Consider the following 23,583-nt stretch of genomic DNA (forward strand, 5'->3'; position numbering starts at 1 on the left):
TATTATTTAGAATAATATTCAACAATAAGGTTCTCTTTAACTGCGTAGTCAATATCTGAACGTGCAGCCAAGCTTACAACCTTTCCAGTAAATTTTTCAGCATCTACTTCGAGCCAACCAGGAACTACTTTGTTATCGCTGTTAGCGAGAACAATAGTCTTGATTCCAGCAGAAGTTCTGCTTTCTTCTTTGATAGAAATCTCATCGCCTACTTTTACGAGGTAAGAAGGAATATCAACCTTCTTTCCGTTTACAGTAATATGACCGTGATTTACCATCTGTCTTGCCTGCTGACGTGTCTTAGCAAATCCCATTCTATAGATAACATTATCAAGACGAGATTCAAGGATCTGCAGCAAAACTTCACCAGTTACGCCAGTCTTTTTTGTAGCCATTACATAGTACTTGCGGAACTGCTTCTCGAGAACACCATAGATGAAGCGGAGCTTCTGCTTTTCTGTAAGCTGAAGACCGTATTCAGACTTCTTAGCGCGTCTAACTTCTTTCTGATTTCTCTTTGATTCCTTTGTATAACCCATTACAACTGGGTTGATACCCAAGGCTTTACATCTCTTTAAGAGAGGCTGTGTGCTTTTACCCATAACGTATTCTCCTTAAGATTTACATGCGTCGAGTCTTACGAGGACGACAGCCATTGTGAGGAATTGGAGTAACATCAGAAATAGACTTTACTCTCAAGCCCATAGCACCAATAGAACGGATAGCGTTTTCACGACCCATTCCTGGTCCCTTTACATATACGTGTACTTCACGTAAACCGTAACTTGCAGCCTTCTGCAAAGCTGTTTCAGCAACAGACTGTGCAGCAAAAGGAGTAGACTTCTTTGCTCCACGGAATCCGAGTCCGCCTGAAGATGCCCATGAAAGAGCATTTCCCTTCATGTCTGTTACAGTTACGATAGTATTATTGAACGTAGCCTGGATATAAACATTTCCTTCGTATACGCTCTTTTTTTCCTTTCGTTTCTTAACGGTAGCCATTATCTATCCTCCGCCTTATGCTTTCTTCTTGTTAGCAACAGTCTTCTTCTTACCCTTACGAGTACGTGCATTTGTACGAGTTCTCTGACCGCGTACTGGAAGACCTCTCTTGTGACGAAGACCACGATAGCAACCAATATCCATCAAACGCTTAAGGTTAAGACCGATTTCTGAACGGAGACGTCCTTCAGTCTTGTATTCAGCGTCCATGATTTCACGAATTCTTGCCAATTCATCCTGTGTAAGATCGTTAGCCATTTTTGTTGGTTCAATCTTAGCTTTTTCGCAAATTTCTTTTGCAGATGAACGGCCGATACCATAAATATAAGTTAAAGCAACAACTGTGTGCTTATTAGGGATATCAACTCCCGCAATTCGAGCCATCTGTTTCTCCTTAAGCCTTAGCCCTGTCTCTGCTTATGTTTTGGGTTTGAACAAATGATACGGATAATACCATTTCTCTTAATTACCTTACACTTATCACAGATAGGTTTTACACTGGTTCGTACTTTCATATAAAAGCCCCCATGAGAATATTTTTTACCGAATTTTAGGCACCTCGCAATGAGAGCAATTCGGTAAAAGATAATATATCACATATTCCCAGTTCTTTTCTACTGTTAATTCACGAATTTTCTAAAATTTCTTTCTAGAGATTTCGTGATCTAATTTTGCCCTTCTTTGTAAGTCCTTCATGATGATGCATTTTAAGGAGAGCCTCAACCTGACTCATTGTATCAAGATCAACACCAATCAAAATGATCAGTGAAGTTCCGCCCATAAGCTGTGCAACTGACTGTGGAAATCCGAACCAGCTCTGAATGAGGGTTGGGATAATAGCAATCAATGCAAGGAACAATGAACCTGGTAATATAAGTCTGTTCAATATCTTTGTAAGGTACTCTTCTGTCTTATCTGTACGCACACCCGGAATGGAGCCGCCGTTTTCACGGATGTTCTTTGCAATTTCTGTAGGGTTCAGTGTTACCTGAGTGTAGAAGTAAGCAAAGAAGATAATAAGAATAACCAATACTATATTGTACCACATTCCATTAGGAGTAAGAACTCTTGCGATAGAACTAATCCATCTTGCAGAATTTTCTCCCTTTGCGACTGACTGAACAAACATCAGTGGCATTGTAAGAATTGAGTTTGCAAAAATCAAAGGAATAACGTTTGAAGGGTTAACCTTGAAAGGAATGTATGTGCTCTGTCCGCCATACATTTTTCTTCCTACTACGCGTTTAGCATAGTGTACAGGAATCTTTCTCTGTCCTGACTCTTCATAAATTACCAATCCGATAATTGCAATGAACATGATGATTACAAGGATAACAAATACAAGCTGAATTTCGCCAGCCTTTACTTTCTGAGCAAGCTCAACAATAGCATTAGGCAAGCGGGCAACAATACCTGCAAAAATCATCATTGAAATACCATTTCCAATACCGCGAGCTGTAATCTGATCGCCTAACCAAACAGTAACCATAGATCCGGTTGTTACTGTTACGAGGAAGAGGGCCTTGAAGGCCATCTTATTCTCGAGAACAATACAACCAGGGATACTGTTTGCATAAACTGACATACCCCAAGCCTGGATAACACAAACAATGATTGTTCCAATACGTGTGTACTGAGCAATCTTTCTCTGGCCACCATCTTCCTGAGATATGCGTTTAAGGAACGGGAAAATAATCACAGCAAGCTGCATAATAATCTGCATTGAGATATAAGGCATTACACCAAGCATCAAAATAGAGAAGTTAGAAAAAGCTCCTCCTACGAAGAAGTCCATGTAACTGGCGAATGCGTTCTTATTCTGCGCAGCTAAATCGTCAAAGTATTTAATAAGAACATTTGCATCAATTCCTGGTACTGTAATTACAGATCCTAAACGGAAAACTGCGAGAATCAGGAATGTAAAGAACAAACGGTCTCTAATTTCTTTAACTTTAAACATATTAACAATTGGATTGCTTGCCATGTTCTACTCCGCCTTATTTTGCTTCTTCAGCAGATGCTTCAGCAGTTTTTACTGAACCACCAGCTTTTTCGATTTTTGCTTTTGCAGATTCAGAAACTTTGTCAACAACAATGTTCAATTTCTTTGTAACTTCGCCGTTTCCAAGAATCTTTACGAGAGGAGCACTCTTCAAAGAGATGAATCCCTTTGCTGCGAGAGCTGCCTTATCTACAGTTGCGCCATCATCGAATTTTGCATCAAGAAGCTCAACATTTATACATACATATTCTTTCTTAAAAGGATAGTTTGAGAAACCTTTGCGTGCAATACGTCTGTAAAGAGGCATCTGTCCACCTTCAAAACCTACGTAAGGACCAGCCTTACCAGATCTTGACTGCTGACCTTTGTTACCCTTACCAGCAGTTGTACCGAGTCCTGAAGAAGAACCACGTCCAACACGCTTAGGATTTTTGTTAGCACCCTGAGGAGCGCTAAGAATTGGATTATACTCTGCCATTTTAGATCTCCTCTACCTTTACAAGGTGTGATACAGCAGCAACCATACCGCGAACAGCGTCTGTGTCTGGGAGTGTGTTAGAAGAAGAAATCTTCTTAAGTCCAAGACTGCGAACTGTTGCTTTCTTTTCTGGTTTCTGACCAATAACGCTTCTAATTAATGTAACTTTCAACTGCTTAGCCATACATTAACCCCACAATTCGTCCAGAGTTTTACCTCTGTTGGCAGCAACCTTCTTTGCGTCCATAAGCTTTGAGATAGCGTCGAATGTTGCGCGAACAACATTTACTGCTGAGTTAGAACCCAAAGACTTAGACTGAACGTCTGTTGCACCAGCTGCATCCATAATTGCACGTACAGTACCACCAGCGATAATTCCAGTACCGGAACAAGCTGGCATAAGCAATACTTCAGAACTCTTGTATTTACCAATGATTTCGTGTGGCAAAGTGCCGTTCTTCATAGGAATTACTACAAGATTTCTCTTTGCACGATCAATACTCTTCTTAATAGCTTCAGATACGTCATTAGCTTTACCAAGTCCGTATCCTACGCGACCTTTTCCATCTCCAACAACAGTAAGAGCAGAGAAAGACATACGACGTCCACCCTTTACAGTCTTACATGTTCTGTTAAGAGTAACGAGCTTTTCTACAAACTCCTTCTCTTTTGGATCTTTATCAAAGTTTTTCTGATGTTCCATAGTAACTCCTAGAATTCGATACCAGCTTTACGGGCACCATCAGCGAAAGCTTTTACAACACCATGGTACAAGTAACCATTTCTGTCGAATACAACCTTAGTTACATTCTTGTCCTTAAGGCGTGCTCCGAAAGCTTCACCAAGCTTTGCAGCTCCATCAGTATTTGGCTTAAGAGCAGCAAATTCTTTTTCCAAAGTTGAGATTGAAGCTAAAGTCTTTCCTTCATTATCATCAATTACCTGTACTGAAATATTCTTGTTACTGCGAGTGATAGTCATTCTTGGTCTCTCAGCAGTTCCGAAAATTGACTTACGGATATGAATCTTTCTGTGCAAGCGTTTTCTGTTTTTATCGTTCATCTTCTTAAACATATAGCTTCACCTTATTTAACACCAGTCTTACCGACTTTACGTCTGATAACTTCGTTGTCATAACGAATACCCTTTCCTTTGTAAGGTTCAGGTTTTCGTAACTTACGAATCTGAGAACTGAATTCTCCAACCAACTGCTTGTCGATACCTGAAATTGTAAGCTTTCCATCTGGAGTTGCAACAACTGTAAGTCCTTCTGGAATGATTGCAATGTAGTCACTTGAGTAACCGAGGTTCATTACAAGCTCTTTACCCTTTACTTCTGCACGGTAACCAACACCAGTGATAACAAGAGTCTTTGTAAAGCCTTCTGTTACACCTTTTACCATGTTGTTGAGCAAACTTCTGTAAAGTCCATGATAAGCATTTGTCTGCTTAGCATTGTTCTTAGTTGTAAGAACTACTTCAGTTCCTTCAACCTTGATTTCAATTTCATCATGGAAGCTCTGCTTAAGTTCACCCTTTGGACCTTTTACAGAAATAACACCGTTTGCAACGTTTACTGTTACACCTGCTGGAATAGCAACAGGAAGTTTACCTACTTTAGACATTTCTTCCTCCCCCTATTACCAAACAGTACATACCAATTCGCCACCAACCATCTTTTCAGAAGCTTTCTTACCAGTTGTTACACCAGCTGAAGTTGAAACGATGATTGTACCATAACCGTTATAAACGCGTGGCAAATCTTTGTAACCAGAATAAACGCGGCGACCAGGTGTAGAAATCTTCTTAACACCGTGGATTACCGGATTATTATCATCATCATATTTCAAGAAAATGCGAAGTGTGTTCTTTCCTTCTTCCTGAATCTTCTTAAAGTTTTTGATGTATCCTTCTGTCTTGAGAATCTTTACGATTTCAAGCTTAAGTTTTGATGCAGGAACATCTACTTTCTCGTGGCGGGCCATAGCCGCATTACGAACCTTTGTGAGCATGTCTGCTACTGGATCTGATGCACTCATTCTATTCTCCTACCAACTAGATTTTGTTACGCCAGGAAGCTGGCCTTCGCTTGCCAATTTGCGGAAGCAGATACGACACATCTTAAACTTACGCAAATATCCACGTGGACGACCGCAAATCTGACAGCGGTTATACTGTCTTGTTTCGTACTTAGGTTTGCGGGCTGCTTTAATTAACAATGATTTCTTTGCCATACTTCACCTACTTGCGGAAAGGCATATTGAACTTAGTAAGAAGTGCTTTTGCTTCAGCATCAGTGTTTGCACTTGTTACAAAAGTGATATTCATACCAGCGATCTTTGTGATCTTATCGAAGTCGATTTCTGGGAATATCAACTGTTCAGTAATACCAACTGAGAAATTTCCGTGTCCGTCAAAACCAGTTGCTTTGATTCCGCGGAAATCCTTAATACGTGGGAATGCAACATTGATGAGACGATCAAGGAACTCATACATAATGTCACCACGCAATGTTACCATTGCGCCCACTTCATTGCCCTCACGCAGTTTGAAGTTAGCGATACTCTTCTTTGCCTTTGTCTTAACAGCCTTCTGACCTGTGATTGCTGTGAGGTCAGCTACTGCGGCATCAAGGAGTTTCTTATTTGTGAGAGCTTCACCAACACCCATACTTACAACAATCTTCTTAATTGCAGGAATCTGCATTGGAGTTGTGTAGCTGAACTCTTTCATAAGAGCAGGTGCGATTTCGTCTTTATAGACTTTCTTAAGCCGAGGTACGTAATTTGCCATTACAGAACATCTCCACATTTACGGCAAACGCGAACTTTCTTGTCGCCGTCGATTTTATAACCAATCTTTGTAGGACCGCATTTTTTACATACGATTGCTACATTTGAAATATTAAGAGGAGCTTCGATCTCAGCGATACCGCCCTGATCCTGCTGGCTTCTCTTCTTCATTGCCTTCTTAACGATATTTACACCAGAAACAACAACACGTTCTTTCTTGAGGTCAACGCGAACAACTTCTCCGCGTTTTCCCTTATCTTTTCCAGCAATTACCTCTACTGTATCGTTCTTGCGGATTTTTGATTTAGTCAACATATTCATTTCTCCTTAAAGAACTTCCGGAGCAAGTGAAATGATCTTCATAAAGTCCATATCACGGAGCTCGCGAGCTACAGGTCCGAAAATACGCTTTCCCTTAGGGTTCTTGCTATCGTCTACGATAACACAAGCGTTATCATCGAAACGGATATAAGTTCCGTCTGGGCGACGGTATTCCTTTGCCTGACGTACAATTACAGCTTTCTCAATTGTACCCTTTTTGATAGTAGATGTAGGAATTGCATCCTTAATAGCTACTACTACGATATCGCCGATACCAGCGTATCTGCGATGTGAACCGCCGATAACCTTAATACACTGAGCAATTTTAGCTCCAGAGTTATCAGCAACTGTCATACATGACTGCATCTGAATCATAATCTTAACTCCTTCGCTTATTTAGCACGCTCAATGATTTCTGCAAGGCGCCAGCACTTGTCTTTGCTGAGCGGTCTACATTCAACGATACGTACTGTATCTCCTATATGAGCATCATTATTTTCATCATGTGCCATATACTTCTTTGATCTGGTAACATACTTCTTGTAAAGACGGTCCATCTTCTTTGATGAAATTGTTACGACAATTGTTTTATCCATTTTGTCTGATGTAACAAGACCAACAAATGAACGTTTTGCAGCCTTTACAGTCTGAACAGTATTCTCTTCCACGGTTCAGCTCCTACTTATTTTCTCCGGCGAGTTCTTTCGCACGGATGAACGTATTAAGGCGTGCGATTTCGCGGCGCATTGTACGTTTCTGCATTGGGTTATCTACATGAGAAATCACCATCTTGAAACGGAGATCCATGTATTCCTTTTTCAGCTCGTCACGTTTAGCTACGAGTTCTTTATAAGACAGTTCTTTATCGTTCTTTTTCTTTGAATCAGCCATCTTATTCCTCCTAGTCGCGTGTTGGCTTTACAGCAATCTTTGTAATAACTGGAAGCTTATCTGCAGCAAGCTCGAGAGCTCTGTGTGCGAGATTGATATCTACGCCTCCAACTTCAAACAAAATCATACCCGGTTTGATAACAGCTGCCCAATGATCTGGAGCACCTTTACCCTTACCCATACGAACTTCAGCTGGTTTCTTTGTAATTGGCTTGTCTGGGAATACACGAATCCAAACATTACCTTTACGATCCAACTTACGGTTGATGGCAATACGGGCTGCCTCAATTACTCTGGCATCAAGCCAGGTTGGTTCCATTGCAACAAGTGCGATGTCACCAAAATCAATGTGATTATCGCGTGTCGCATTTCCTTTTTCGCGACCGCGCTGTACCTTACGGTGAATTACTCTTTTTGGACTAAGTGGCATAACTAACTCCTTGCCTTTTTAGCAGGTTCAGAACCCTCAGTCTTTTCAGCTGCCTGACGAGCTGGACGTCTTGGTTTCTTAACGAGCTGACCAGCATCTTCATTGTGGTCGATACCATAGTTCATACCGTTGTAAACCCATACTTTAATACCGATTTTACCGTATGTAGTAAGAGCTTCGTATGTTCCATAGTCGATATCAGCACGAAGAGTATGAAGAGGTACACGTCCTTCCTTGTGCTCTTCAGTACGAGACATATCTGCTCCACCGAGACGACCACTAAGACGAACCTTTACACCCTGTGCACCAGCACGCATAGCATTGCTTACTGCCTGTTTCATAGCCTTGCGGAATGAACCACGGCCAACAAGCTGACGACCAACATTCTGAGCAATCAAGCTGGCATTCAAATCTGCACGCTTAATTTCCTTAATCTTGATCTGAACTTTCTTTGTAAGCTGCTTCTGAATATCTGCACTAATCTTTTCGATTGATGCACCTTTAACACCAATAATTACACCTGGACGAGCTGTGTGAATTACGATTGTAACGCGCTGTGGATGGCGAACAATCTCAATCTCAGCTATATCAGCATTTTTACACTCTGGGAGTTCAGATACCATTTTACGGATCTTAATATCTTCGAGAACTAAATCTGCATATTCACGTGGATCTGCATACCAGCGTGACTGCCATGTCTTGTTTACACCTAAGCGCAAACCAATAGGATTAACTTTCTGTCCCACTTTATTCCCCCGCCTTCTCGTCAACGATGACGGTAATATGACACATACGCTTCAAAAGCTGATCTGCACGACCACGTGCGCGGAACCATACTCTCTTGAGTCTTGGACCTTCATCAACTCTGATTTCTTTTACGTAAAGCATATCTTCATCCAACTTACTGTTCTGGTTAAGTGCATTTGCAGCAGCAGACTTCAAAGTAGCGCTAATCAAAGTTGCACCTTTCTGTGGCATGTTTGCCAAGATAGCCATAGCTTCAGTGTAGGATTTCTGATTAATTACATGTGCAACAGGACGAACCTTTGTTGGAGATGCAATCAGGAACTTAGAAGTGGCTACATAACCTTTTTTCTCAGCCATAATATCCACCTATTTATTAGCCTTTAGAGGCAGTTTTGTCTGAACCACCATGGCCCTTGAATGTACGAGTTGGTGCAAATTCACCAAGCTTATGTCCAACAAGGTTTTCTGTAATATATACAGGAATCCATGATTTACCATTATAAACAGAGATTGTGTTTCCAACCATCTCTGGGATTATTGTAGAGCAGCGAGAATATGTTTTAATCATTTTTCTGTCTGCTTCTTTATTCATTGCCTGAACCTTTTTGTAAAGTGATTTCTCTACAAATGGTCCTTTCTTAACAGATCTTGACACGATTATCTCCTCGCCAACTACTTCTTACGACGACTAACAATGAACTTGCTAGAAGTCTTTCTCTTGTTACGAGTCTGGTAGCCCTTACAAGGCTGTCCCCAAGGAGTAACTGGGTTACGTCCCTTACCAGCACCTTCACCACCACCAAGTGGATGATCAACCGGGTTCATAGCCATACCACGTACTGTTGGGCGGATACCCATCCAGCGCTTATGACCAGCTTTACCGAGCTTAACGTTCATGTGCTCTTCATTACCTACAACACCGATTGTAGCATAGCACTTTCCGTTAATCTTTCTCATTTCACTTGAAGGCAAGCGAACGATAACGTAGTCACCTTCGCGACCTGCAATCATTGCACTAGCACCAGCAGAACGAACAAGCTGTCCACCCTGACCAAGTGTCAATTCAATGTTATGAATAGTGAAACCAACTGGAATTGCATTCAGAGGAAGTGCATTTCCAACTGTTGGAGCTGCATTTTCGCCAGAAATAATCTTCTGACCAACCTGCAATCCCTTTGGAGCGATGATATAACGTTTATCACCGTCAGCATAATAAATCAAAGCGATGTTAGCACTTCTGTTTGGATCGTATTCGATTGTCTTTACGGTTCCAGGAATTCCGTGCTTATCACGTTTGAAATCTATATCACGATAGCGTCTCTTGTGACCGCCGCCCTGATGACGTACAGAAATACGACCACCAGCTCCGCGTCCTGCATGAGACTTACGACCTGACACCAAAGTTTTCTCGGGTCTATCAGTTGTCAGTTCGTCACGACGCAAGTCAACACGTCCACGTGTACCTGCTGTCATTGGCTTAAATACTTTAAGAGCCATTTTATATCCCCTTAATTCCTACCAGATTATACACCTTCGAAAGCTGCAATTGTTTCGCCTTCAGCGATACGTACGATAGCTTTCTTGTAAGATGCAGTACGACCTGGTTTTCCACGAAGTCGTTTCATTTTTCCAAGCACATTCATTGTTGTGCAGTCAACTACTTTTACCTTAAACAAGCGTGTTACAGCTTCTTTAATCTGTGTCTTTGTAGCATCTGGGCGAACGATGAAAACATATTTGTTCTGTTCACGCAACATGCTTGCCTTTTCAGAAACAACAGGCTTAATAAGAATATCTTCGTAATTCATTATTTAGCCTCCTTATCTTCAGCATAAAAGTCAGACAGATTCTTTACTGCAGACTCAAGAATGATTACCTTGCGTCCATAGAAAAGTGTGTGTGCTTCAAGACGATTATAAGCAAGGAATGAGAGGTTAGGAATATTGCGTCCTGCCTGCTTGATCTTTGCATCATCATCTTTAAGGATAAGAACTGTTCTTTCGTCTTTAGCAAAGTTCTTAAGAATAGATACTAAGTCCTTTGTTTTTCCGCTTTCTACAGTAAAATCCTCTACAACAGTAAGTCTGTCGCCCTGAGCGTGTGAGCTCAAGATTGACTTCATTGCAAGTCTTTTTTCTTTCTTTGGAATTGAATAGCTGAAATCTCTTGGTTTTGGTCCGAAAATTGTACCACCACCTACTGTGATTGGAGACTTCTTATCACCGCGACGTGCATTACCAGTACCCTTCTGTTTGTAAGGCTTATTGTTTGAACCATGTACTTCAGCGCGAGTCTTAGTACAAGCAGTACCAACACGTCTGTTAGCTAATTCGTTTGTAATAGCGTAATAGATTACGTCGTCATTAACTGGAAGACCGAATACTTTATCATCAAGAGTGATTGTACGCAGTTCTTTACCAGAAGTTGAATATACTTTCTTTTCCATATTCTATCTCCTATTTCTTTACTGCGGACTTCACGATGAGTGTACAGTCCTTATTTCCAGGAACAGCACCGCGAACCATAATTACTTTGAGCTCTGGATCAACTTTAACAATCTTCAGATTCTGCACAGTAACTCTTTTGAATCCCATGTGTCCAGGAAGCTTAATATTCTTGAATGAGTGACCTGGAGTTGTACATTCTCCTGTACCACCCGGCTCACGATGGAACTTAGAACCGTGTGTAGCACGTCCACCATGGAAGCCCCATCTCTTCATAACACCCTGGAACCCCTTACCTTTTGATGTAGCTGTTACATCGAGGAAACGACTACCTTCAAAGAGCTCAAGACCAACAACATCTCCAATATTTACTTCTTTTTCGAAGTTGCGGAACTCTTTCAAGTGGCGCTTTGGAGTAATGTTCTCTGGGAATTGTCCGGCATATGCCTTGCTTGCTCTTGAAGCTTTCATATCATCAAGACCAAGAACAACTGCATCATAACCGCAATTTTCCTTTGTTTTCTTGGCAACAACAACATTTGGCTCGACCTGGATTACGGTTACTGGTGTCAGATTTCCGCTTTCGTCGAATATCTGTGTCATGCCAACTTTCTTTGCAATCAGACCTTTCATTCTGATATCTCCTATTTGGGATTTTGCTACTAACTATTCACAAAACTCCCTTAATATTCTCAGGCCGTCATCCCAAATCCAGAGGGACCGTACCTATTAAACTAAAAAAACTGTAATTACTGTGTAATTACTACATCTACACCGGCAGGAAGCTCAAGCTTCATCAGTGAATCCATAACGTCCTGTGAAGGATTCATTATGTCAATAAGGCGTTTGTGTGTACGCATTTCAAACTGCTCACGTGACTTCTTGTTTACGTGTGGTGAGCGAAGTACAGTCACCTTGTTGATTCTTGTAGGAAGAGGGATAGGGCCAGAAACCTTTGCTCCCGCTTTCTGTACTGTCTGCACGATGGCTTTAGCACTCTGGTCGATCAGAACTGCATCAAATGCACGAAGTCTGACACGAATTTTTCCATTAGCCATTTAATTTTACTCCTTTTTCACAACTAACAGACCGATAAGCAATACCAGCCTGTTAGTTTGAAAAAAATCTTAACTATTCGATAATCTTTGTTACCTGTCCAGAAGCGATTGTGTGACCGCCTTCACGGATAGCGAGTTTAAGACCTTCGTCCATAGCGATTGGGTGAATAAGTTCACCGATAACCTTTACGTTATCACCTGGTTTTACCATGTCTGTACCAGCTTCGAGTTCGATTGTACCAGTGATATCTGTAGTTCTGAAGTAGAACTGTGGGCGATATCCTGTGAAGAATGGAGAGTGACGTCCACCCTCTTCCTTTGAAAGTACGTAAATCTGAGCTTCGAACTTTGTATGTGGAGTGATAGACTTTGGTGCAGCAAGAACCTGTCCGCGAACAACGTCTTTCTTTTCAATACCACGGAGGAGGATACCAACGTTATCACCAGCCATACCCTGATCAAGAGTCTTCTGGAACATTTCGATACCTGTTACAGTTGTATCAGCTGTTGGGCGGATACCTACGATCTGTACAGCATCGTTCATGTTTACAACACCACGCTCGATCTTTCCTGTTACTACAGTACCACGACCAGAGATAGTGAAGATGTCTTCGATTGGCATCAAGAATGGTTTCTGATCATCACGAACTGGATCATCGAACCATGTATCCATAGCTGTAAGGAGTTCTTCGATACAAGCTGTGTTTTCTGGAGTTGCATCATTCAAAGCCTTGAATGCAGAACCCTTAATGATTGGTGTATCAGCAGAGAATCCATACTCCTGAAGAGTATCTTTTACTTCTTCTACTACGAGTTCGAGAAGATCTGGATCATCAACCTGGTCAACTTTGTTCAAGAATACGATGATCTTTGGTACACCTACCTGACGAGCGAGAAGCAAGTGCTCACGTGTCTGTGGCATAACTGAGTCTGGAGCAGATACTACGAGGATAGAACCATCCATCTGAGCAGCACCAGTAATCATGTTCTTAATGTAGTCAGCATGTCCTGGACAGTCGATATGAGCATAGTGTCTCTTGTCTGACTGATATTCCAAGTGACGAGTGTTGATTGTGATACCACGTTCCTTCTCTTCTGGAGCGTTATCAATTTCGTCATACTTAAGGGCCTTATCACCATATTTGTTAGCACAATATGAAGTGATAGCAGCTGAAAGTGTAGTCTTACCATGGTCTACGTGACCAATAGTACCAACGTTCATGTGAGGTTTAGTTCTAACGAACTTCTCCTTTGCCATGTTTTTCTCCTTGCCGGATTTAATTTCGTCCTGACCCGGCATATTTATTTTTTATGTGCTGCACTTTAAGCCAGAATATACAAACTTCCTTTACCAGGAGTCAGCATATTCGCAGACACACTATTTGAATGAGAAGATAATAATTGATAGAAACGGATAAGAAACATATTTCAAAAACATTCCATATTATTCGAAATGTTCCAACCCGGTACCACCGATCATTATCATCTGATTGACAACTAGTCTGGTATATTCGAGTTTGCCTTTAGCGGCGTCAGGAATACCCATAATCTGTTGTCTATATAATAATCACCAACGGTGAAAATTAACCGCATTAAGGGCCGCAACTACCTGAAAATCATTTCTGATTAACTTTACGGTGATGCCAGATCTGAATGACTATTTTCAATCAAACCTGCCTGACTTCTCAAAGAACCCAATACCCCTGTAAATTCAAAAAAGGGCAAGTTCACACAATATACAAAATTTAAAAAATAAATTCAAGAGCAATTCTTGAGTTTTATTGAAAATAATGTAGTTTTTCGCATTCTTTTCAATATACAATTTAAATAAAAAAAACGGGCGGCACTCGAAAGCACCTCCCGTTTTATAAATCAGGCAGCTATTAAACTACCATCTGTAGTGAGCGAAAGCCTTGTTAGCTTCAGCCATCTTATGTACATCTTCACGCTTCTTGTAAGCAGTACCTGTATTGTTGTAAGCATCAAGAAGTTCAGCAGCAAGTGTATCTGCCATTCCGTGTCCGCTTCTTGAACGAGCTGCATCAATGATCCATCTCATTGCAAGTGCTTCACGACGTGATTCACGGATTTCCATTGGAACCTGGTAAGTAGCACCACCAACGCGGCGTGACTTAACTTCTACCATTGGCTTTACATTTTCAAGAGCCTTAAGAAGTACTTCCAAAGGATCCTTGTCTGTCTTAGCCTTAAGGTTATCCATTGCCTCGTATACGATCTTTGTACAGATAGATTTCTTTCCGTCAAGCATCATACGGCAAACGAATTTTGAAACAACCTTTGAGTTGTATTTTACATCCGGCAACATCGGACGTTCGATTGATTTCTTATGTCTTCCCATCTTAGTCCTCCATTATGCCTTTGGCTTCTTAGCACCGTACTTAGAGCGTCCGCGCTTGCGATCTTCAACTCCAAGAGTATCTTTTGTACCACGGATGATATGATAACGTACACCAGGGAGGTCCTTTACACGACCACCGCGTACTAATACTACTGAGTGTTCCTGCAAGTTGTGTCCAATACCTGGAATGTATGCAGTAACTTCAATACCATTTGACAAACGAACACGCGCAATCTTTCTGAGCGCTGAGTTTGGTTTCTTAGGTGTCTGAGTCATTACACGTGTGCAAACACCACGTTTCTGTGGACAGCCTTCAAGAGCTGGAGCTTTTGTTCTGTTTGCAGCAGACTTACGACCCTGATGAATTAATTGATTAATTGTAGGCATCGCCTAGTTCTCCTGTTTGTTCCGGTCAGCACCCCGGAAATATTTCAAAACCCTTCAAAAAGGATAGGTTTAACGATTATAGTAAATTCAAAAAATGAATTCAATACAAATTCTTTGAAATTCTATGAATTTCATGTAAAAAAGCGCAGTGGCTTTGAATTCCTCTCCACCACCGCGCTTTTTTTAAGTTTTATGACTATTTAATTAGTCATTATCATCAGCTTCAAAACTTGGTTCTTCAAGCTGTGATTCCTGTTCAGCCTCAAGCTTACGGCGTTCAAGAATCTCGTTCATCTGAGCGTCAAGGTCACGGTCGCTGTCATCAAACAGCTTGATGTCCTTGTAATTCTTGATACCTGTACCAGCAGGAATCATATGACCGATTGCAACATTTTCCTTGATTCCATGGAGTCCATCTGTAGCACCAGAAATTGCAGCGTTTGTAAGAACGCGTGTTGTTTCCTGGAATGAAGCTGCAGAAATGAATGAGTCAACTCCAAGAGAAGCCTTTGTAATACCCTGGAACATTGGACGTCCAACAGCTGGCTGTCCACCGGCAGCGATTACACGCTCATTCTCTTCATGGAACTTATATTTATCAACCTGCTGACCGAAGATGAACTTTGTATCTCCAACAGATACGATTTCAATCTTGCGGAGCATCTGGCGTACGATAATACCGATATGCTTATCATTGATGTCTACACCCTGCTGGCGGTAAACGTTCTGGATTTCATCCATAAGATAATTCTGAAGAGCGTTTTCACCGAGGATTGCAAGTACATCCTGTGGATTTGGAGATCCGGCACAGAGCTGTTCACCAGCTTCTACCTTATCGCCATCACGTACAAGCATACGCTTTGTCATTGGAACAAGGTGCTCGAACTTCTTACCATATTCATCAGTAATAGAAATTACGCGCTTTCCTTTGCGAACATCCTTAAACTCAACTGTACCAGAAATCTGTGCAAGTACACATGGATTCTTTGGTTTGCGAGCTTCGAAGAGTTCAGATACACGAGGAAGACCACCAGTAATATCCTGTGACTTCTGTGCTTCCTTGTTCATCTTAGCAATCATATCACCAGCTTTAACCGGCTTTTTGTCATCTACGAGAAGGATGGCACCAGCTGGGAGGAAGTAGTTACCCTGTGGGTTACCAGCTTCATCAGTGATGATGATACGTGGCTGCTTAACATCAAGGTGAAGATCTGTGATGTAGCGTTCTGTCTTACCAGTCTGAAGGTCAACCTTCTCTTCAAGTGTAGAACCTACGATTACGTCTTCGAAGTGGATGTATCCGTCACTTTCTGCAAGAATAGGCTCGATGAACTGTTCGAATTCACCAATTACTTCGCCCTTCTTAACCATAGCGCCAGCCTTTGTGAAGATTGTAGAACCGTTAGAGATTTCAATCTTCTGCTCTTTACTTGTGATGTAAATTACACCGTCGCCCTTAACAACCTTACCGTTAACACCGGCAATAACTTCCTTGCCCTTGTGCTTGAGGATTGGGTCACCACGCATAAGGCTCTTTCCATCTTCAATAAGAAGTTCATCTTCTGAAGTGAACTTAATCTTATCAAGGATACGGATAACAGTCATGAAACCTTTACGTGTAAAGAGCCACTTGTCATTCTTAACAACGTGTGTACCTTCAATATTCTTAATGAAAGCATCGAACTTAAGAACGATCTTGTTATCGTTTGTTGACATCTCAGCCGCACCACCCGAGTGGAAGGTACGAAGTGTAAGCTGTGTACCTGGCTGACCGATTGACTGAGCAGCGATAATACCAACTGCTTCACCAATTTCAACAATCTTATTACGTGCAAGGTTCTTACCATAACACTTAACACAAATACCGTGCTTAGCTTCACATGTAAGAACTGTGCGGAGCTTAACCTTTTCAACACCAGCAGCTTCGATCTTCTTAGCCATAGCTTCGTCGATGTACTGGTTTACGTCGCAGATCAATTCACCCTTAGCGTTTACAACACGCTCAATTGTATAGTGACCTTCAATACGCTTGCTGAGAGGAACCTTAATTTCATCTCCCTCTTTGATAGCTGTGTAGTCAATACCGTTGATTGTACAGCAGTCTTCTTCGTTGATTACTACATCCTGTGCAACATCAACAAGACGACGTGTCATGTAACCAGCATCGGCTGTCTTAAGCGCTGTATCCGAAAGACCCTTACGAGAAGCGTTAGTTGAAATAAAGTATTCAATAACGGAAAGTCCTTCGTAGAAGTTTGACTTAATAGGGAGCTCGATAATATCTCCGTTAGGCTTAGTCATCAAACCACGCATTGCGGCAAGCTGAGAAATCTGTCCACGAGAACCGCGGGCACCAGACTTAGCCATCATGTAGATTGTGTTAAAGCCCTGCTTATCTTTCTCAAGATTATCCATCATGAGGTTTGTAAGCTTTTCGTTAGTACGAGCCCAGATGTTTGTTACACGCTGATATCTTTCTTCTGCTGTAATAACACCCTTTCCATACTGGTTGATAATATCTTCAACATCCTTGTTAGCCTGTGCCATGATTTCTGGCTTTTCATCAGGAACGAGGATATCCTTCATACAAAGTGTTGCACCGTAGAATGTAGCGTTCTTGTAACCAACATCCTTGATTGCATCGTGCATCTGGATTGTGAGCCAGGAACCCTTTGTATGATATACATGTTCGATCATCTTCTTCAAAGACTTATCGAACATCTGGCGGTTTACATATTCAATTTCTGCAGGCATTGCTTCGTTGAAAGCAAGACGTCCTGCTGAAGTTTCAATAAGATCACCCTTCTTGAATGTCTGAGTTCCACCAAGGAATCCGTCATCACCCTTAACCTTAAGAGCATCAGCATCGAATGAATCCTTAGGAGCTGGAACCTTAATAAGAGCCTGCCATTCAATAGCACCAAGTTCAGCAGCCATACGTACTTCATCTGGTGTAGAGAAGCGCTTGCCTGTTCCCTTAGCATTAGGTTTGATAGCAGTCATATAGTAGATACCAAGTACCATGTCCTGAGATGGAGCAACGATTGTGTTACCGTTAGCTGGGTCAAGGAGGTTTCTGGCAGAAAGCATCAATGTCCAGCATTCCATCTGAGCAGCCTGTGTAAGTGGTACGTGAATAGCCATCTGGTCACCATCGAAGTCGGCGTTGAAAGCTTTACATGCGAGTGGGTGAAGCTTAAGAGCTTTTCCTTCTACAAGTACAGGTTCGAATGCCTGGATACCAAGACGGTGAAGTGTAGGCGCACGGTTCAACATAACTGGGTGCTCTTTAACTACTTCATCAAGAATTGCATATACTTCTGGAGACTCAGACTCTACGAGAGCCTTAGCCTTCTTAATATTAAATACTACGTCCTTGTCTACGAGCTTCTTCATAAGGAATGGCTTGAACAATTCAAGAGCCATCTTTGTAGGAAGACCGCACTGCCAGAGCTTCAATTCTGGTCCAACAACGATTACCGAACGTCCAGAGTAGTCAACACGCTTACCAAGAAGGTTCAAGCGGAAACGTCCCTGCTTACCTTTGAGCAGGTCAGAAATTGACTTAAGTGGGCGGTTTGAAGCACCCTTAACAGCACGCTTTCTCTTTGTGTTGTCGAACAATGCATCAACTGCTTCCTGAAGCATACGCTTTTCGTTGCGGATGATGATGTCTGGAGCAGAAAGCTGCTGAAGTCTCTTAAGACGGTTATTACGATTAATAACACGGCGGTAGAGGTCGTTCAAGTCAGATGTAGCGAAACGTCCACCATCGAGCTGTACCATTGGACGAAGCTCAGGAGGAATAACTGGAATTACGTCCAGAATCATCCATGAAACTTTGTTTCCAGAAGCGCGGAAGTTCTCAACGATTTCAATACGGCGGAGAAGTCTCTTGTCAGACTTAGCACCCTTTTCAATCATCTTTGCGCGGAGTTCTGCAGCAAGTTCATCGAGGTCAAGGCGTTCAAGCATAGTCTTGATAGCCTCAGCACCCATATCTGCTGTGAAAGCAGAACCTGCATAGTGCTCCAATGCTTCCTGATATTCTTCTTCTGTAAGGAGCTGTCCTTTCTTAAGGTCAGTATCTCCTGCATCAATTACGATATATTTTTCGTAGTACAAAACCGAACGGAGTGCTGCAACCTGGAGGTCGAGCAAAAGACCCATACGGCTTGGAACTGAACGATAGTACCAGATATGGCTTACAGGTGCTGCAAGCTCAATGTGTCCTGTACGTTCACGGCGAACCTTGAAGTGAGTAACTTCAACACCACAGCGGTCACAAATTACACCCTTATAACGGATAGACTTGAACTTACCGCAGTAACATTCCCATTCCTTAGTTGTACCGAAAATTCTTTCACAGAAAAGACCGTCTTTCTCTGGGCGGAGAGTTCTGTAGTTTATAGTCTCAGGCTTTTTTACCTCACCATAAGACCATGAACGAATAGTCTCTGGAGAAGCCAGTTTAATCTTTAAGCTGTCAAAATCCTGCACATCACGCATTTGCATCCTCCTTATCAAAACCGGAAGCATTCTTGTCAATCAGTTCCTGATCACGTTCTGTAAGAGCAATCTGCTTACCCTTAGCATCATAAATTGTGAAATCAAGAGCCAAACCACGGAGTTCCTGTACCAATACGTTGAATGATTCTGGAATTCCGATTGGAGATGAAGGGTCGCCCTTAACGATAGATTCGTAAATCTTAGAACGTCCGTTCATATCATCAGACTTAATAGTCATCATTTCCTGGAGTGTGTTAGCAGCACCGTAAGCTTCGAGTGCCCAAACCTCCATTTCTCCAAGACGCTGACCACCAAACTGTGCCTTACCACCAAGAGGCTGCTGTGTAACGAGAGAGTAAGGACCAGTAGAACGAGCATGCATCTTGTCATCAACAAGGTGATGAAGCTTCATATAATAGATAACACCAACGAAGATTGGGTTTACGAAAGGTTCACCTGTACGTCCGTCGTGTACAATCTGTTTACAGTCTGTAGAAATCTTAAGTCCTGTTCCGGCAACTGCCTTGTTAGCTTCTTCGAGCTTAGCTTCGATCATCTTCTGAGAAGGTGATTCGAATACTGGAACTTCAAAGAACTGGTTGAGGTACTTACCTGCAATACCAAGTTCAGACTCAAGAATCTGTCCGATGTTCATTCGGGAAGGTACACCAAGTGGGTTCAAACAAACGTCGAGTGGAGTACCATCTTCGAGATATGGCATATCTTCAACAGGGAGAATACGAGAAACAACACCCTTGTTTCCGTGGCGTCCGGCCATCTTATCACCTTCGCGAAGCTTACGCTTGTTAGCAATAAGAACCTTAACTACCTTATCTACACCTGGGAGCAGATCGTCACCTTCAAGGCGGCTCATCTGCTGAATATCAATTACAACACCTTCAATTCCGTGTGGAACGCGAAGTGAAGAATCACGAACTTCCTTAGCCTTCTCACCGAAAATTGAGTTCAAAAGCTTGAACTCTGGAGTTGTTTCTGTTTCAGATTTTGGAGTAACCTTACCAACAAGGATATCTCCAGAACGAACCTTAGCACCAATACGGATGATACCTTCTGAGTCGAGGTTAGCAAGAGCTTTCTCGGCTGTATTAGGAATATCACGTGTAATACGCTCTGGTCCGAGTTTTGTCTCACGGATTTCAATCTGGAACTCTTTAATATGGATAGAAGTGTACATATCTTCGCGAACAACGCGCTGAGAAATAAGTACAGCATCCTCATAGTTGTATCCGTTCCAAGGTACGAATCCTACGAGAATATTGCGTCCGAGAGCAAGCTCTCCGTTGAATGTTGCTGGTCCATCAGCAAGCACATCACCTGCTTTTACCTTTTCACCAACATTAACTGTAGGGCGCTGGTGGTTACATGTATCATTGTTAGTTCTCTGATACTTCAGGAGGCTGTATTCATCAACTGCCTTAGAACCATCAACTTTAACCTTAATCAATTCACTTGAAACGAAGATTACTTCACCATCATGCTTAGCCTTGATAAGAACACCAGAGTCATAAGCACACTTTCTTTCCATACCAGTACCAACGTGTGGTGGTTCTGGGAAGAGAAGAGGTACAGCCTGACGCTGCATGTTACAACCCATGAGCGCACGGTTAGCATCGTCATGCTCAAGGAATGGAATCAAAGAAGCAGATACAGAAATTACCTGACGTGGAGAAACGTCGATATACTGTACATCCTTTGGAGAACGCTGAGTATAGTTACCACGGTTACGGCAAGAAATTGTTTCAGTTGGGAAAGAACCATCTTTCTTCATACCTTCAACAACCTGACCAATGTAGTACTTATCCTCATCCATAGCAGAAAGGTATTCAACTTCGTTTGTAGCCTTTCCGTTTACTACCTTGCGGTATGGAGCTTCAAGGAATCCGTAATCATTGATGCGTGTGTACATAGCGAGAGATACGATAAGACCGATGTTCGGACCTTCAGGAGTCTCGATAGGACACATGCGTCCATAGTGTGAATAGTGTACGTCACGAACTTCGAAGCCGGCACGGTCACGAGAAAGACCACCAGGTCCGAGAGCGTTAAGACGACGTTTATGAGTAAGTTCAGCCAGAGGGTTAATCTGATCCATGAACTGTGAAAGCTGAGATGAACCAAAGAACTCTTTGATAGCAGCTACGATAGGTTTGATAGAAATCAAATCCTGTGGCTTCATTGTATCAGTTTCTTTGAGACTCATTCTTTCCTTAGCAATACGTTCCATTCTTGCAAATGCAGACTTAAGCTGATTTGTCATCAACTCGCCTACAGAACGGATACGGCGGTTTCCAAGGTGGTCGATATCGTCAATCTGTTCTTCACCAATGTAAACCTTGATAAGGAACTTCATTGTGTTGATGATATCATCCTTAATAAGAGTGAAGTCTTTTACATCATCTGAGTAATCAAACTTCTTGTTGAGTTTGTAACGACCAACACGACCGAGGTCATAGCGGCGCTCAGAGAAGAACAATGAGTTGAGGTCTTTTTCAGCCTGCTCAACTGTCATTGGCTCACCTGGCTGAAGGATTGCATATACAGCAGCGAGACAATCTTCTTTAGTTGGTTCGTTATCTACAGAACCTTCTTTTACAAACTTAACTTCCTCACGTTCGAAACAGTTGATAATCATCTGTGAATCGAGAGAAGTATTCTTTTCATCACCATTAGAATTGCTGCGTGTATCGAAACGGATTACGCAGATTTCTTCGATTTTGTTTGCAACGAGGTCATCGATATCATGTGGATGAAGCTTTGTTCCGGCATTGAAAAGTCTCTTTTCGTTACCTTCTTCATCTTTAATAAGAACTGCAGAAGCAAGAACCTTGTCTACAAGTTCATCACCCTTTACAACTTTTACATCTTCTACATCGTAGAAGCAGCGGATGATTTCTTCACGTGTTGAATAACCAAGTGCGCGAAGGAATACTGTACCAAGAATCTTCTTTTTGCGGTCAATCTTTGCAAAAATAAGCTCTTTTTTCTGGTCAATTTCAAATTCAAGCCAAGATCCGCGGTACGGAATAATACGGCTTGAGTAAACACCCTTGTCATGGCAGAAAATTACGCCAGGCGAACGGTGAATTTGGGAAACAACTACGCGTTCAGCTCCATTGATAACAAATGTACCACGGTCTGTCATAAGCGGAATGTCGCCCATATAGATATCTTTCTGGAGGATTGCTCCAGTCTGAAGGAAATTCAAATTGATACGGGCTTTTAAAGGAACCGAATAAGTAAGTCCCTTCTGCTTGCACTGCAACTCGGTGAACTTCTGGTTCTCCCAGTCGAGCTCATAAAACTCATACTCCAATGACATATCGCCGTTAGGACTTTCGATAGGGAATGTTGAAGTAAATACGTCCTGAAGTCCCTGATTAAGAACTTCTTTCTGCTCTTTCAAGGCTCCTGCCTGAAGGAAATCATCATACGATTTTGTCTGGATTGCGATAAGATCAGGAACATCCATAGCGTGCTGGATGGCCTTTCCATAATTCTGACGGTTGATTGTTCGAGTCTTTGCGAACATCAGATCCCCCTGATGATATTGTGTTTCGGTTTGTTAACTGCTACATGCTGGAAACTCCGCACAGCACAGAAAACACCGATATAAAAAAATGCCATAAATACGACTAAAGGGGATACCCGACACTTTTACATGCCAGACATCCCCTATAGATAGATTGTCAGATTATTCTGACTTATTTCTTGCTAGCCTTTCCACCAGCTTCTTCGATCTTCTTGATCATTTCGTCAGCGTCAGCCTTGCTTACGCCTTCTTTAAGAGCCTTTGGAGCACCTTCTACGAGTGCCTTAGCTTCACCAAGTCCGAGACCTGTGATTTCACGAACAGCCTTGATTACTGGAATCTTCTTTGCTGCGTCGAATGATTCGAGAGTTACTGTGAACTCTGTCTGCTCTTCAGCACCACCAGCTGCTGCACCTGCTGCAGGACCTGCTGCTACTGCTACTGCTGCTGTTACGCCGAATTTTTCTTCCATTGCTTTTACGAGTTCTGAAACTTCAAGAACTGACATAGATGCGATTGCATCAAGAATCTGATCATTTGTGAGAGCTGCCATATTGTCTTCTCCACTATAAATTAGTTATATTTTCCACCTTTCAGGTGGCCGCAGTTTTAG

At 42.1% G+C, this 23,583-nt stretch carries 32 protein-coding genes; all 32 read right to left on the minus strand.

Annotated elements, in window-relative coordinates:
* Positions 1-2: 2 nt before the first annotated feature.
* Positions 3-602: a 30S ribosomal protein S4 gene (gene rpsD, locus BMY21_RS04180; RefSeq protein WP_074641223.1), complete on the minus strand. Its 600-nt coding sequence runs from the start codon at positions 600-602 to the stop codon at positions 3-5.
* A gap of 19 nt (positions 603-621) precedes the next feature.
* Positions 622-1,002: a 30S ribosomal protein S11 gene (gene rpsK / locus BMY21_RS04185; RefSeq protein WP_022931779.1), complete on the minus strand. Its 381-nt coding sequence runs from the start codon at positions 1,000-1,002 to the stop codon at positions 622-624.
* Between the two features lie 15 nt (positions 1,003-1,017).
* Complete coding sequence (gene rpsM / locus BMY21_RS04190) at positions 1,018-1,386, minus strand: 30S ribosomal protein S13 (RefSeq protein ID WP_074641225.1); 369 nt, start codon at positions 1,384-1,386, stop codon at positions 1,018-1,020.
* A gap of 17 nt (positions 1,387-1,403) precedes the next feature.
* Positions 1,404-1,517 carry a 50S ribosomal protein L36 gene (gene rpmJ, locus BMY21_RS04195; RefSeq protein WP_074641226.1) on the minus strand — a complete coding sequence of 38 codons (114 nt, stop codon included), beginning with the start codon at positions 1,515-1,517 and terminating at the stop codon, positions 1,404-1,406.
* Between the two features lie 134 nt (positions 1,518-1,651).
* Positions 1,652-2,986: a preprotein translocase subunit SecY gene (gene secY / locus BMY21_RS04200; protein WP_074641228.1), complete on the minus strand. Its 1,335-nt coding sequence runs from the start codon at positions 2,984-2,986 to the stop codon at positions 1,652-1,654.
* A gap of 13 nt (positions 2,987-2,999) precedes the next feature.
* Positions 3,000-3,482 carry a 50S ribosomal protein L15 gene (gene rplO, locus BMY21_RS04205; protein ID WP_074641229.1) on the minus strand — a complete coding sequence of 161 codons (483 nt, stop codon included), beginning with the start codon at positions 3,480-3,482 and terminating at the stop codon, positions 3,000-3,002.
* 1 nt (position 3,483) lies between these two features.
* Entirely contained in the window at positions 3,484-3,666 is a 183-nt protein-coding gene (gene rpmD / locus BMY21_RS04210) for a 50S ribosomal protein L30 (protein ID WP_074641231.1), read from the minus strand.
* Between the two features lie 3 nt (positions 3,667-3,669).
* Complete coding sequence (gene rpsE / locus BMY21_RS04215; RefSeq protein WP_074641232.1) at positions 3,670-4,185, minus strand: 30S ribosomal protein S5; 516 nt, start codon at positions 4,183-4,185, stop codon at positions 3,670-3,672.
* A gap of 8 nt (positions 4,186-4,193) precedes the next feature.
* Positions 4,194-4,556: a 50S ribosomal protein L18 gene (gene rplR, locus BMY21_RS04220; protein ID WP_074641234.1), complete on the minus strand. Its 363-nt coding sequence runs from the start codon at positions 4,554-4,556 to the stop codon at positions 4,194-4,196.
* Positions 4,557-4,567: 11 nt separating this feature from the next.
* Entirely contained in the window at positions 4,568-5,107 is a 540-nt protein-coding gene (rplF, locus tag BMY21_RS04225; protein ID WP_074641236.1) for a 50S ribosomal protein L6, read from the minus strand.
* Between the two features lie 15 nt (positions 5,108-5,122).
* The gene (gene rpsH / locus BMY21_RS04230; RefSeq protein ID WP_074641238.1) at positions 5,123-5,521 is read right to left on the minus strand and encodes a 30S ribosomal protein S8; all 399 of its coding nucleotides are present in this window, start codon (positions 5,519-5,521) and stop codon (positions 5,123-5,125) included.
* Positions 5,522-5,530: 9 nt separating this feature from the next.
* Positions 5,531-5,716 (minus strand): type Z 30S ribosomal protein S14, encoded by a 186-nt coding sequence (locus tag BMY21_RS04235; RefSeq protein ID WP_074641239.1) that lies wholly within the window; start codon positions 5,714-5,716, stop codon positions 5,531-5,533.
* Between the two features lie 7 nt (positions 5,717-5,723).
* The gene (gene rplE, locus BMY21_RS04240) at positions 5,724-6,275 is read right to left on the minus strand and encodes a 50S ribosomal protein L5 (RefSeq protein WP_022931789.1); all 552 of its coding nucleotides are present in this window, start codon (positions 6,273-6,275) and stop codon (positions 5,724-5,726) included.
* The gene (gene rplX, locus BMY21_RS04245) at positions 6,275-6,589 is read right to left on the minus strand and encodes a 50S ribosomal protein L24 (RefSeq protein ID WP_074641241.1); all 315 of its coding nucleotides are present in this window, start codon (positions 6,587-6,589) and stop codon (positions 6,275-6,277) included. Before rplX ends, rplE begins: the two co-directional genes overlap by 1 nt.
* Positions 6,590-6,601: 12 nt before the next feature.
* A complete protein-coding gene (gene rplN, locus BMY21_RS04250; protein ID WP_022931791.1) occupies positions 6,602-6,970 on the minus strand; it encodes a 50S ribosomal protein L14 in 369 nt (122 codons plus the stop codon).
* A gap of 17 nt (positions 6,971-6,987) precedes the next feature.
* On the minus strand, positions 6,988-7,263 hold the full coding sequence (rpsQ, locus tag BMY21_RS04255) for a 30S ribosomal protein S17 (protein WP_074641242.1): 276 nt from the start codon (positions 7,261-7,263) through the stop codon (positions 6,988-6,990).
* 10 nt (positions 7,264-7,273) lie between these two features.
* On the minus strand, positions 7,274-7,486 hold the full coding sequence (rpmC, locus tag BMY21_RS04260) for a 50S ribosomal protein L29 (protein ID WP_022931793.1): 213 nt from the start codon (positions 7,484-7,486) through the stop codon (positions 7,274-7,276).
* A 10-nt stretch (positions 7,487-7,496) separates the two neighbouring features.
* Positions 7,497-7,916 (minus strand): 50S ribosomal protein L16, encoded by a 420-nt coding sequence (gene rplP, locus BMY21_RS04265; RefSeq protein ID WP_074641244.1) that lies wholly within the window; start codon positions 7,914-7,916, stop codon positions 7,497-7,499.
* A 2-nt stretch (positions 7,917-7,918) separates the two neighbouring features.
* On the minus strand, positions 7,919-8,662 hold the full coding sequence (gene rpsC / locus BMY21_RS04270) for a 30S ribosomal protein S3 (protein WP_074641246.1): 744 nt from the start codon (positions 8,660-8,662) through the stop codon (positions 7,919-7,921).
* Position 8,663: 1 nt separating this feature from the next.
* Complete coding sequence (gene rplV, locus BMY21_RS04275) at positions 8,664-9,020, minus strand: 50S ribosomal protein L22 (RefSeq protein WP_022931796.1); 357 nt, start codon at positions 9,018-9,020, stop codon at positions 8,664-8,666.
* Between the two features lie 16 nt (positions 9,021-9,036).
* The gene (rpsS, locus tag BMY21_RS04280; protein WP_022931797.1) at positions 9,037-9,318 is read right to left on the minus strand and encodes a 30S ribosomal protein S19; all 282 of its coding nucleotides are present in this window, start codon (positions 9,316-9,318) and stop codon (positions 9,037-9,039) included.
* A gap of 17 nt (positions 9,319-9,335) precedes the next feature.
* Positions 9,336-10,160, minus strand: coding sequence for a 50S ribosomal protein L2 (rplB, locus tag BMY21_RS04285; protein ID WP_022931798.1), 825 nt, complete (start codon positions 10,158-10,160; stop codon positions 9,336-9,338).
* Between the two features lie 26 nt (positions 10,161-10,186).
* Positions 10,187-10,471, minus strand: coding sequence for a 50S ribosomal protein L23 (locus tag BMY21_RS04290; protein ID WP_074641247.1), 285 nt, complete (start codon positions 10,469-10,471; stop codon positions 10,187-10,189).
* The gene (gene rplD, locus BMY21_RS04295) at positions 10,471-11,109 is read right to left on the minus strand and encodes a 50S ribosomal protein L4 (RefSeq protein WP_074641249.1); all 639 of its coding nucleotides are present in this window, start codon (positions 11,107-11,109) and stop codon (positions 10,471-10,473) included. Before rplD ends, BMY21_RS04290 begins: the two co-directional genes overlap by 1 nt.
* 10 nt (positions 11,110-11,119) lie before the next feature.
* Positions 11,120-11,740: a 50S ribosomal protein L3 gene (gene rplC / locus BMY21_RS04300; RefSeq protein ID WP_074641251.1), complete on the minus strand. Its 621-nt coding sequence runs from the start codon at positions 11,738-11,740 to the stop codon at positions 11,120-11,122.
* A gap of 116 nt (positions 11,741-11,856) precedes the next feature.
* Positions 11,857-12,165 (minus strand): 30S ribosomal protein S10, encoded by a 309-nt coding sequence (gene rpsJ, locus BMY21_RS04305; protein WP_022931802.1) that lies wholly within the window; start codon positions 12,163-12,165, stop codon positions 11,857-11,859.
* Between the two features lie 73 nt (positions 12,166-12,238).
* On the minus strand, positions 12,239-13,423 hold the full coding sequence (tuf, locus tag BMY21_RS04310; protein ID WP_074641252.1) for an elongation factor Tu: 1,185 nt from the start codon (positions 13,421-13,423) through the stop codon (positions 12,239-12,241).
* Positions 13,424-14,053: 630 nt separating this feature from the next.
* Positions 14,054-14,524, minus strand: a complete 471-nt coding sequence (rpsG, locus tag BMY21_RS04315) for a 30S ribosomal protein S7 (RefSeq protein WP_074641254.1) — start codon at positions 14,522-14,524, stop codon at positions 14,054-14,056.
* A gap of 12 nt (positions 14,525-14,536) precedes the next feature.
* A complete protein-coding gene (gene rpsL / locus BMY21_RS04320; RefSeq protein WP_074641255.1) occupies positions 14,537-14,911 on the minus strand; it encodes a 30S ribosomal protein S12 in 375 nt (124 codons plus the stop codon).
* A 204-nt stretch (positions 14,912-15,115) separates the two neighbouring features.
* Positions 15,116-19,420, minus strand: coding sequence for a DNA-directed RNA polymerase subunit beta' (gene rpoC / locus BMY21_RS04325; protein WP_074641257.1), 4,305 nt, complete (start codon positions 19,418-19,420; stop codon positions 15,116-15,118).
* Positions 19,413-22,970, minus strand: a complete 3,558-nt coding sequence (gene rpoB, locus BMY21_RS04330; protein ID WP_074641258.1) for a DNA-directed RNA polymerase subunit beta — start codon at positions 22,968-22,970, stop codon at positions 19,413-19,415. The genes rpoC and rpoB overlap by 8 nt, the downstream gene beginning before the upstream one ends.
* Positions 22,971-23,142: 172 nt before the next feature.
* The gene (gene rplL / locus BMY21_RS04335; RefSeq protein ID WP_074641260.1) at positions 23,143-23,523 is read right to left on the minus strand and encodes a 50S ribosomal protein L7/L12; all 381 of its coding nucleotides are present in this window, start codon (positions 23,521-23,523) and stop codon (positions 23,143-23,145) included.
* Between the last annotated feature and the right edge of the window lie 60 nt (positions 23,524-23,583).

Source organism: Treponema bryantii (assembly GCF_900111035.1).
In the GTDB taxonomy this organism is placed as follows: domain Bacteria; phylum Spirochaetota; class Spirochaetia; order Treponematales; family Treponemataceae; genus Treponema_D; species Treponema_D bryantii_C.